The sequence below is a fragment of the Sulfurovum sp. MH2-6 genome, assembly GCF_058374785.1.
This window is the reverse complement of sequence record NZ_CM178170.1, coordinates 139,893-149,380: the sequence shown is the minus strand read 5'-3', so window position 1 is coordinate 149,380 and position 9,488 is coordinate 139,893. Positions and strand designations below refer to the sequence as shown.

At 41.5% G+C, this 9,488-nt stretch carries 13 protein-coding genes; all 13 read right to left on the bottom strand.

Annotation, left to right across the window (positions count from 1 at the left end; genetic code table 11):
• Nucleotides 1-90: 90 nt before the first annotated feature.
• A complete protein-coding gene (locus AC4JOV_RS00740; RefSeq protein WP_229937031.1) occupies nucleotides 91-1,386 on the bottom strand; it encodes a UDP-N-acetylmuramoyl-L-alanyl-D-glutamate--2,6-diaminopimelate ligase in 1,296 nt (431 codons plus the stop codon).
• Entirely contained in the window at nucleotides 1,386-1,964 is a 579-nt protein-coding gene (locus AC4JOV_RS00735; protein ID WP_229937032.1) for a hypothetical protein, read from the bottom strand. The genes AC4JOV_RS00740 and AC4JOV_RS00735 overlap by 1 nt, the downstream gene beginning before the upstream one ends.
• 1 nt (nucleotide 1,965) lies before the next feature.
• Nucleotides 1,966-2,244 (bottom strand): NifU family protein, encoded by a 279-nt coding sequence (locus tag AC4JOV_RS00730; RefSeq protein WP_229937033.1) that lies wholly within the window; start codon nucleotides 2,242-2,244, stop codon nucleotides 1,966-1,968.
• 194 nt (nucleotides 2,245-2,438) lie between these two features.
• Nucleotides 2,439-2,789, bottom strand: a complete 351-nt coding sequence (rplQ, locus tag AC4JOV_RS00725) for a 50S ribosomal protein L17 (protein WP_229937034.1) — start codon at nucleotides 2,787-2,789, stop codon at nucleotides 2,439-2,441.
• A 9-nt stretch (nucleotides 2,790-2,798) separates the two neighbouring features.
• Entirely contained in the window at nucleotides 2,799-3,800 is a 1,002-nt protein-coding gene (locus tag AC4JOV_RS00720; protein ID WP_229937035.1) for a DNA-directed RNA polymerase subunit alpha, read from the bottom strand.
• A 19-nt stretch (nucleotides 3,801-3,819) separates the two neighbouring features.
• A complete protein-coding gene (gene rpsD / locus AC4JOV_RS00715; protein WP_229937036.1) occupies nucleotides 3,820-4,446 on the bottom strand; it encodes a 30S ribosomal protein S4 in 627 nt (208 codons plus the stop codon).
• An 11-nt stretch (nucleotides 4,447-4,457) separates the two neighbouring features.
• A complete protein-coding gene (rpsK, locus tag AC4JOV_RS00710; RefSeq protein ID WP_229937037.1) occupies nucleotides 4,458-4,832 on the bottom strand; it encodes a 30S ribosomal protein S11 in 375 nt (124 codons plus the stop codon).
• 13 nt (nucleotides 4,833-4,845) lie between these two features.
• On the bottom strand, nucleotides 4,846-5,208 hold the full coding sequence (gene rpsM, locus AC4JOV_RS00705; protein WP_229937038.1) for a 30S ribosomal protein S13: 363 nt from the start codon (nucleotides 5,206-5,208) through the stop codon (nucleotides 4,846-4,848).
• A 2-nt stretch (nucleotides 5,209-5,210) separates the two neighbouring features.
• Nucleotides 5,211-5,324, bottom strand: a complete 114-nt coding sequence (gene rpmJ, locus AC4JOV_RS00700) for a 50S ribosomal protein L36 (RefSeq protein ID WP_008244830.1) — start codon at nucleotides 5,322-5,324, stop codon at nucleotides 5,211-5,213.
• Between the two features lie 279 nt (nucleotides 5,325-5,603).
• On the bottom strand, nucleotides 5,604-7,124 hold the full coding sequence (locus tag AC4JOV_RS00695; RefSeq protein ID WP_229937039.1) for a sensor domain-containing diguanylate cyclase: 1,521 nt from the start codon (nucleotides 7,122-7,124) through the stop codon (nucleotides 5,604-5,606).
• An 86-nt stretch (nucleotides 7,125-7,210) separates the two neighbouring features.
• Nucleotides 7,211-7,429: a translation initiation factor IF-1 gene (gene infA, locus AC4JOV_RS00690; RefSeq protein WP_229937040.1), complete on the bottom strand. Its 219-nt coding sequence runs from the start codon at nucleotides 7,427-7,429 to the stop codon at nucleotides 7,211-7,213.
• Nucleotides 7,430-7,468: 39 nt separating this feature from the next.
• Nucleotides 7,469-8,224, bottom strand: a complete 756-nt coding sequence (gene map / locus AC4JOV_RS00685; protein WP_229937041.1) for a type I methionyl aminopeptidase — start codon at nucleotides 8,222-8,224, stop codon at nucleotides 7,469-7,471.
• A complete protein-coding gene (gene secY / locus AC4JOV_RS00680) occupies nucleotides 8,224-9,486 on the bottom strand; it encodes a preprotein translocase subunit SecY (RefSeq protein WP_229937042.1) in 1,263 nt (420 codons plus the stop codon). Before secY ends, map begins: the two co-directional genes overlap by 1 nt.
• Between the last annotated feature and the right edge of the window lie 2 nt (nucleotides 9,487-9,488).

The following is a 9,488-nucleotide window of genomic DNA, read 5'->3' as shown; positions in this document are numbered from 1 at the left end:
ATAGTAAAAGGTTCCACTATTAGGTCTTGGCCCTACATTAAAGGATAGAAGCTTTTCAGAGAAAAGCCTACCAAACCCGCTCCCTGCTCCTTACTCCTTACTCCCTAAAAGTTCACGCACTACTTCCCTGTCATCAAAAGGGTGTTTTACCCCTTTGATCTCCTGATACTCTTCATCCCCTTTGCCGAGTATCAAGAGCACTTCATCCCCTTCCAGTTCATCCAGTGCCATTTTGATCGCCAGGCGTCTATCCGGGGTCGCGACAACCTTGTCTTTTCCGTATAATCCCACCAGGATATCTTCGAGTATCTGCTCCGGTACTTCATCACGCGGGTTATCACTGGTCACGTAGATCTTTTTGGCAAATTTCCCTGCCACGGCACCCATACGGGGACGTTTCCCTTTATCACGGTTTCCCCCTGCTCCAAATACAACAGAGATATCTCTGTCTTTGATAGAGTCAAGTACCTGGTACATCCCGTCATCTGTATGTGCAAAGTCTACGATCACCAACGGATCACGGCTTACCACCTCCATACGTCCTGCTACGCCTGCAAAGTGTTGAACCACATCACATACCTCTTGGATAGGTTTGTGTGTCAACATCTCTACCGCACCTACAGCGGCCATAAGATTGGAGAGGTTAAAGAGCCCCACCATCGGAGAGTGAAAGGTTGCTTCTTCCCTCATATACTTGATGCCTGCCGTAATACCATGAAGCAATGAGAATGCCTGTACTTTGAAAGTAGCCGGTTCATCCACACCATAACTCTGTGCGTTCACCGGGTTGTAGCTGATAGCGTTGATATCATCTTTATTGAGCAGCTTTGGCGTCTCGTCTGCAAAGAAGAGGCTCTTGACACGTCGATACTCTTCTACCGTTCCGTGATAGTCCAGATGATCACTTGTCACATTGGTATGTACTTTGAGTGCAAAGGTGATCCCTTCGATCCGTTTTTGATGGATCGCATGAGAGCTGACCTCCATAATAAAGTAGTTGCACCCAAGGTCAAGTACCTGTTTCATGTTATGGAGGGTTTCGAGGATAGAAGGGGTCGTCATACTCTTCTCTTCGATACGTCTATCCCCGGCAAAAAGCCCGCGCGTACCCTGAAGCGCAGGTTGTTCACCAAGGTCCAGCAGAAATGAGTAGATGGCAGCGGTAGTTGTTGTCTTTCCGTTGGTACCGGTGACACCGACTACACTCAGTTTTTCCAGTTCCCATAGCTTGATCAACTCTTCAACACTGATAGACTCCGGTTTGGGCTCCAGCGCCTCATAGTAGGGACTGTTTTGGGATGTACATAAAAAAAGTGTACTGGCGTCCAACGCTTTGGTGTCATCGCTTAAAAAGGTATACCCCTTCAAATCACATGCTATTTTCACTATTTTTGACCTGCTATCAATGTATAAAGTGTCAGAATCTCCTGATCATTTCCAAAGAGACTGCTTGATGCATCCAGATAAGAGAGTGCCATCTCATCAAACCCTTCAGCCGTCAATTTTTTTACAAAGTCTATAAACTCATCTTTATTGGAGATGATCACTTTGGTGGAGAACATAATATCTTCAAATGTTTTTTTAAATGAACCTCTCTGCTCTACCAGTTCCAGGAAATCACTATAGCGTATCCCGTCACTATACTCTATCTGTTCCTGCAGAGGATCAACGAGTAACTCTTTCAATACATCTTTGGAGTCATCCAGTGAACGTATCAGGCTGTCTATGATCTCAACAGCATTCTCTTTCTCATCTTTGATCGCCTGGTAATAATCAAACAGTGCCTGTGCCTCCTCGCTGCTCTCTATACCGAGATCACTGAGGTAAACACCGACTTTGGCCTCATCAAGTGTCGGATAGTCTTTCAATAAAAGACCATAATCCCTTAGTGCACTGCTGAATTCCCCGCTCAGGAATTCCCCCTCAGCACGCTGCAATAATAGATTTTTGTTCACTTTAGCCATTTTATGTCAATTGCTCCAATTTATCTTCATAGCCGATAGGTACATTAATAACAGTCATCTCCGGATGGATCAATGTTTTCATCTGCTTTTCAACACCGAATTTCAGTGTTGTGCCGCTGCTTGCGCATCCGACACATGCACCCTGAAGTTGTACATATACCTTTCCGTCTTTAATCGCGATCAATTTGATATCTCCGCCATCCATCTGAATTGAAGGTCTGACTTTCTCAATCACATTCATTACTGCCGGTTCTAACTCTTCATCCGTAAAAGGGATCAATTTCTTTCCTTTACTCTAATATAATCTTGCACATATTATAACAAAATGATTAACCATTGTGTTTACCTTGAGTGTTATACACTAAAAGTTTGAATAAGTCAATAAGTTTGTTATAGTTTTTATAATTTTTGGGAAAATATAAGAATGGTAACACTCAAGGCTAAGCCTTGAAATGTTATAGCGCAGTGAAACGATTATACGAGTTCGATAATCGCCATAGGTGCTGCATCACCTCTTCTTGTACGAGTTTTGATGATACGAGTGTAACCACCGTTTCTCTCTTTGTACTCTGGAGCAATCTCCGTTACAATTTTATTAGTTGCTTCTTTATCTTGAAGCATTGCAAAAACTGCTCTGTGTGCGTTGAAATCACCAGCAGAAGCTTTTGTGATCAACTTTTCATAGTATCTTCTAAGCTCTTTTGCTTTTGGAAGTGTCGTTTCGATACGACCTTCTTTTGTCAAAGCAATAGAAAGATTCTTAAGAAGTGCCGCTCTGTGTGCAGATGTTCTGCTTAGTCTACGGTAACCATGCTTATGTCTCATGGGAATCCTTTACTGTTTTAATTGTTCTAGTTTTTTAACAAGATGTGCTCTTGTAACATCTGAAAGATCATAATCTTCACCAAATCCATGTTCTACCAGACACTCATTGATCTCATCAAGAGATTTTTTACCAAGGTTTTTGATGTTTTTGATCTCGTTTTCACTCATCAATACAAGTTCACCAAGGTATTTGATACCTGCTCTGTCAAGCGAGTTGAATGATCTTGCACTTAGACCCAATGAATCAACTGTCTGAAGGAAAGGCTTCAATTCACTCTCATCACTGCTCTTTTTGATAGGAGCTGTTGAGATATCCACATCAAGTACACCATTAAAGATTGATAGTTGCTTGTTCATCACTTCAAGGGCATTGGTAAATGCTTCAACCGGACCGATCTGTGCATCTGTCACAATATCAAATGTGATTTTCTCAAAACTCGGGTTATCCTCTACAAGTACAGGCTCGATCGAATAGTTCGCTTTTCTCACCGGTGTAAAGAATGCATCCAACGCGATTGCATCGTCTGCTACTTCGTCTCTAAGATCTTCACTCGGTACATATCCTATACCTTTTGAGATTACAACTGTAAAGTTAAGCTCAGCATCCTCATTAAGTGTTGCAAGTGGGAGGTCGCCGTTTACAACCTCTACCAGGTCATTGTTCAGATCTTGTGCAGTCACTTCTTTGTGTCCTGCAAAAGAGTAGTTCACTTCTACCCTGTCACTCTCATCTTTGATCTTGAAACGGATATTTTTAAGATTGATAATAAAGACCGCTACATCTTCGTGCATACCTCTAATATTGTCAAACTCGTGCGCAGCACCTTCGATCTTTACAGAAATAGGTGCATATCCGATAGATGAACCAAGGATCAGTCTTCTAAGAGGGTGCGCAAGTGTTACTGCGTATCCGCTCTCAAAAGGGTAAGCAGTGATCTCTGCTCTGTTCTCACTGATCTCATTGACCTCTACCTCTGTTGGCATAAATGGTGCAACTTTAATTTTTCTCATTAGCTAGCCTTTACTCAGATTATTTAGAATATAGCTCGACGATTAAACGCTCTTCAACTGGAATTGAGATCTCTTCTCTTTCTGGTACTCTTGTAAAGATACCGAAAAGTTTCTCTTTATCTACGTCTACCCACTCAACCATACCAGTTTGGTTAGTTAGTTCGATAGCTCTAAGGATTTGAACATTGTTCTTGCTTTTTTCTCTAATCTCGATCTTTTGGCCAGCTTTTACTCTGAATGATGGGATATCAACTCTTTTCCCGTCAACAAGTACATGACCATGGTTTACAAATTGTCTAGCTGATGCTCTAGTTGTAGCAAAACCCATTCTGTAAACTACGTTGTCAAGTCTCTGCTCAAGAAGTTGAACAAGAACGTTACCTGTGTTCCCTTCTTTTCTGTTTGCCTCTTTGTAAAGCGCTCTAAACTGCTTTTCGCTTGTTCCATACATGAACTTCGCTTTTTGCTTCTCTTGAAGTTGAAGACCGTATTCACTGATCTTTGTTCTTCTCTGTCCATGTTGTCCCGGTGCATATGGTCTTTTTTCAAGTGCAGACTTACCAGCAAGTCTTCTTTCACCTTTCAAACCAAGATCAACACCAAGTCTTCTCTCTAATCTTTCTACCGGACCTCTATATCTAGCCATCTCTATACCTCTTATACTCTACGTTTCTTAGGTGGTCTACACCCGTTGTGTGGTAGTGGTGTAATATCTTTCAATGAAGTTACACGAATACCTTCTGTTGCACCGATCGCTTTAACTGCTGTATCTCTACCAGAACCAGGACCCTGAACTTTGATTCCTACTTCTTTGATACCGTTTTCCATCGCTTTGCTCATTGCATCCGCAACTGCTTCAGTCGCAGCAAATGGAGTAGACTTTTTAGAACCTTTAAACCCTAGTGCTCCTGCAGAACTCCAAGAGATTACGTTACCCATCTCATCAGTTACTGTGATTACTGTATTGTTAAATGTAGCCGCTACGTATACTACACCTTTAGCAATATTCTTTTTTGCTTTTTTCTTAGCCATACTTCGCTACTCCTTACGCTGCACCGACAGTTTTACGCTTACCTTTTCTAGTACGCGCATTTGTCTTTGTTTTTTGACCACGAACAGGTAGTCCTCTTCTGTGTCTAAGACCTCTGTAGTTTCCAAGGTCCATCAATGCTTTGATATCCAGAGTTACTTTCTTTCTAAGATCCCCTTCTACCATCAAGTTTTCTTGAATGTAGTTACGGATTACTGCAGCTTGTGCATCTGTCAGTTCATGAACTCTAGTGTTATAGTCGATCTCTGTAGCATCAAGGATTTTTCTTGAAGTTGTAAGACCGATACCGTAAATGTAAGTAAGTGCATACTCCATTCTTTTCTTTTGTGGTAAATCAACACCTGCAATACGTGCCATGTTTATCCTTGTCTCTGTTTATGTTTTGGATTTTTACAAATCACGCGTACAATACCCTTGCGCTTAATAACTTTACAGTCATCGCACATTTTCTTAACCGATGGTCTAACCTTCATTGGTTACTCCTGTTTTTATATAAGTACGACGCTTTATCTTGAGCACTTCACTCTGAAGCCCTCTTGCGTTGTCGTTTTTGCACCTGGATGCTTGTCTGCACCCTTTATATTGCGTGGATTATTGAAGTTCATAATCCAATTCTTGAGTAAGCGGTGCGAATTAATCAAAAATTCTTCACGCAGTTACCTATCTGCCTAATGGTTATAGGGAGGAGGATTATACCCAAATTGATATTAATTTTTTCTTATACATTGAACGGGTATCATAAATGCACCCTGTTATCTCTTATCAAAGTCACCAATTACCCTGTTTTTCCCTTCCAGCTTGGCACGATAGAGGTTTCTATCTGCTCTTGCGATCACAAGATCTATCTTTTCCGGGTGTAGATAATTTGTCACACCGAAACTGCATGTCACTACTTCCGGTATCCCAAAATCTGTGGCTTCTATCTCTCTGCGCAGCTTTTCTGCGAGCTTCTCTGCATTCTCTTCAGTTGTCTCCGGCAGCAGGATCAAAAACTCTTCTCCACCCCATCTTCCCACTATGTCCATTTTTCTGGTATTTTTCTCCAAAACGGCTGCAAGTTTTTTCAGTACATTATCCCCCGTTTCATGTCCATAACTGTCATTGATCCGTTTAAAATTATCTATATCCAGATAGAAGAGTGCATAGCCTCTTCCTGTACGGTTTGCCCGTTCTGTTTCATAGTAAATTACCTCTGTTAATCTGTTTCGATTGTAGAGACCGGTGAGTATGTCATGGTTTGCCATCTCATTGATTCTTCTCATCTTTTGTAAAAGCAGATAGAGAAGCGTTACGATACTCAATACGCCGAGTGAACTGATGATCCATATAATATATGCCTCCTCACGTAATGTACAGATCACTTTGGACTCCAGGTAGTTGATAATATATGCCGCCCCCTCCTCTCCGGCAATGTTTGAGACGGGAAGAAATACAATGATATATCCGTTTTTACAGAGTGCAAAACTTTTATTCTGTAACATTCTTTTCGAAGCTTCATCCCTGATCGCAAGATTGATTTCATAAAATTTTGATCTTTTATCCCTCATCGATTTTTCATGAAGATACCTGTCACTGATCTCACTCACGGTATAGTTACTCTGCTCTTTTTTCCATACTTTACGCTCTACAATGTCACGATTGATCACAAAGTCCACCTCCGTCTGAAGCGTATGCTCAATATCACTTCTCAATGCATCAAAGGAAAGTGAGGTTTCCACGGTACCCAGATAGTTCTTTTCTTCATCAAACAGGGGATAGACATAGCGAAAACCGTTATAGATACGCCCCTCTTCAAACCCTTCGACATAGACCTTATCTCTATTGGCCAGCATAATGGAGTAACGTATCCCCTCAAGACTGTCTCCGTATTTCTCGACTTTATGAAAACGGAGAAAACTGTGCAGATCAGGCAGATGAAAGTGCAGTTGTTTCAGATTGATCGACTGAAGACTCTCATAGGCAGGCAGCAGTTTTGCATAAAGTTTTTCTCTCACTTTTTCTTGGATAGAGGGATCTTTGCTGCTTGCATACTTGAAGAGCGCAATGACTTCAGGTGTATTAATGATCTGATCATAGAGCAGTTTACTGACTTTGGCATACGTTTGGCGTGTACTGATAAAAACATCATGAAGTACATTGATCTTTCTTTCATAGATCAAAGCGCTTTTCTCATGATACATCTTCCAGATCACAGAAGTTGCGATTGCCTCAAAACAGATAAATGCGATAAATGATACCAATAGGGTTTTAAACTTGGGGGTTTGATGATACATATAACTATTATATAATGAAGAGGATTAAAACTGGAGAAGGTATCGCAAGATTGACTTCCGGTTACACGCCGGAAGTCAGAGACAATTTATTTGTATCTGAATGTGATACGGCCTTTGTCAAGGCTGTATGGAGTAAGCTCCACTTTTACTTTATCACCAGGAAGAATTTTGATATAGTGCATTCTCATTTTTCCTGCAATGTGACAAAGGATAACATGACCATTGTCAAGTTCTACCTTGAAAGTTGCATTTGGCAGCGCCTCAACTACTTTACCGTCAATCTCAATTACGTCATCTTTAGCCATTGTATTCCTTTACAATCTATTCAACTATACTATTGAAACTTACGCCTCTGTAAGTATCACCGCTTTACCATCAACAACTGCAACTTGGTGCTCGTAGTGACTGGTATGTAGCCCGTCTTCGCTCACAACTGCCCAATCATCATCCAAAACGACAGGTGTACCGGACTTATGACATACCATCGGTTCGATACAGAACACCATACCGTTTTTGATCTTTGGTCCCTGGTTAGGCTTACCTTCCAGATAGTTAGGGATATTAGGTTCAGAATGCGCCTGAGTCCCGATACCATGACCACAGTAGTCTCGGAGAGGAACATATCCGCGCTCGAGGATAAAATCTTCAAGAATTTTTGACAACTCTTTAAAGCGCATTCCCTCTTTGATACAGCCAATTGCATGATAAAGTGCATCTTTTGAACAAGCGATAAGCGCTTCGTCTTCAGCACTGATCTTGCCGACCGGCATAGTGATTGCAGCATCACCGTAATAACCGTCAAGCTTTGTACCGATATCCAATCCCAGGATATCACCCTCTTTGATGACAGTATCATCAGGTATACCGTGGATACATACTTCATTCACAGAAGTACATACAGAACCGGTAAATCCGTACAAGCCTTTAAATGAAGGCACTGCTCCATGGTCACGGATAAACTTTTCACCCATCAAATCAATCTGCTTGAGTGTCATGCCGGGTGTGATATTTTCTTGGAGATATTGAAGTGTTTTTCCAACGATCTCGCCAGCTTTTCTAAGCTTGGCGATCTCGTCTGATTTTCTTAGTGTAATAGCCATTATAAACCTACATTACCCAATGTATCATATTGGTTCATTGTTCTTTGTGCTTCGATCTTTCTCATCGTGTCAAGTGCAACCTGTACGATGATCAGTACAGCAACCCCACCAAAGTAGAAGCTGGCACCAAGACCTGATACGATAGCAAATGGTACCGTTGAAATGATCGCAAGATAGACAGCTCCCGATCCGGTCAATCTGCTTGCTACCTCATTCAAGAACTCTTTCGTGTGTTCACCCGGTCTTACACCAGGGATAAATCCACCCTGTCTTTTGAGGTTATCAGCGATATCTTTCGCACTGAATGCAATCGATGCATAGAAAAATGCAAAGAACATCACAAGAATAAATGTTGCGATGTTAAAGATAATACCACCCGGTGCCAATGCATCAGCAACCGTGGTTGCGATCTCTGAAGTGCTTGACTGCAACATGGTAAGAGGGAACATTAACACGGCAGAAGCAAAGATCGGAGGAATAACCCCTGAAAGATTCACTTTAACCGGAATGTAGTTCATCACTCTTTTTGACTGGTTTTGCATAATGGTTTTTCTAGAGTAAGAGATCGGTACTCTTCTCTCTCCAAGTTCTACATAGATGATCGCAAGCACAGTGATCACCATAATTGCAAGAATTGCAAGTACCATAAGGAAGTTCATCTCACCTGCATTTACTGCTCTTACTGTGTTGGAAATACCTGACGGCAATCCTGAAACAATACCTGCAAAGATGATCAATGAAATACCGTTACCGATACCTTTTTGCGTGATCTGTTCACCAAACCACATCAAAAGCATAGTCCCTGCCAACATTGAGAATGTAGTAATCACCGTAAACATAATAGGATCGATCATTACAGCACTTTGTCCTGCACGACCTGTCATACTCTGAAGTCCCATAGATACACCGATTGCTTGAACTACTGTAATAAAGATAGTGAAATAACGAATGATCTGCATATATTTTTGCATACCGTCACGCTCTTTTTTCATCTGTCCAAGTGCCGGGAAAGTAGCTGCGAGAAGTTCCATTACAATTGAAGCTGTAATGTAGGGCATGATACCCAAGGAGATTATACTTAAACGTTCAACCGCACCACCGGAGAACATACTTAACATTCCGAAGCCGGTGTTGGCGTTGGCATCAAAGAACTCTTTGATTACGCCAAGGTCAACTCCCGGTGTAGGAACATAGGCTAAAACTCTGTACGCAAAAAGGAATCCTAATGTAATTAGGATTTTTTGAGTTAAAGCGTTACCCATGA

Excerpts from the sequence above, each read along its gene's own strand:
- rpsK (WP_229937037.1), bottom strand. The coding sequence starts at position 4,832 with ATGGCTAAGAAAAAAGCAAAAAAGAATATTGCTAAAGGTGTAGTATAC.
- AC4JOV_RS00735 (WP_229937032.1), bottom strand. The coding sequence starts at position 1,964 with ATGGCTAAAGTGAACAAAAATCTATTATTGCAGCGTGCTGAGGGGGAA.
- rpmJ (WP_008244830.1), bottom strand. The coding sequence starts at position 5,324 with ATGAAGGTTAGACCATCGGTTAAGAAAATGTGCGATGACTGTAAAGTT.
- rpsM (WP_229937038.1), bottom strand. The coding sequence starts at position 5,208 with ATGGCACGTATTGCAGGTGTTGATTTACCACAAAAGAAAAGAATGGAG.
- rpsD (WP_229937036.1), bottom strand. The coding sequence starts at position 4,446 with ATGGCTAGATATAGAGGTCCGGTAGAAAGATTAGAGAGAAGACTTGGT.
- AC4JOV_RS00720 (WP_229937035.1), bottom strand. The coding sequence starts at position 3,800 with ATGAGAAAAATTAAAGTTGCACCATTTATGCCAACAGAGGTAGAGGTC.
- infA (WP_229937040.1), bottom strand. The coding sequence starts at position 7,429 with ATGGCTAAAGATGACGTAATTGAGATTGACGGTAAAGTAGTTGAGGCG.
- map (WP_229937041.1), bottom strand. The coding sequence starts at position 8,224 with ATGGCTATTACACTAAGAAAATCAGACGAGATCGCCAAGCTTAGAAAA.
- secY (WP_229937042.1), bottom strand. The coding sequence starts at position 9,486 with ATGGGTAACGCTTTAACTCAAAAAATCCTAATTACATTAGGATTCCTT.
- AC4JOV_RS00695 (WP_229937039.1), bottom strand. The coding sequence starts at position 7,124 with ATGTATCATCAAACCCCCAAGTTTAAAACCCTATTGGTATCATTTATC.
- rplQ (WP_229937034.1), bottom strand. The coding sequence starts at position 2,789 with ATGAGACATAAGCATGGTTACCGTAGACTAAGCAGAACATCTGCACAC.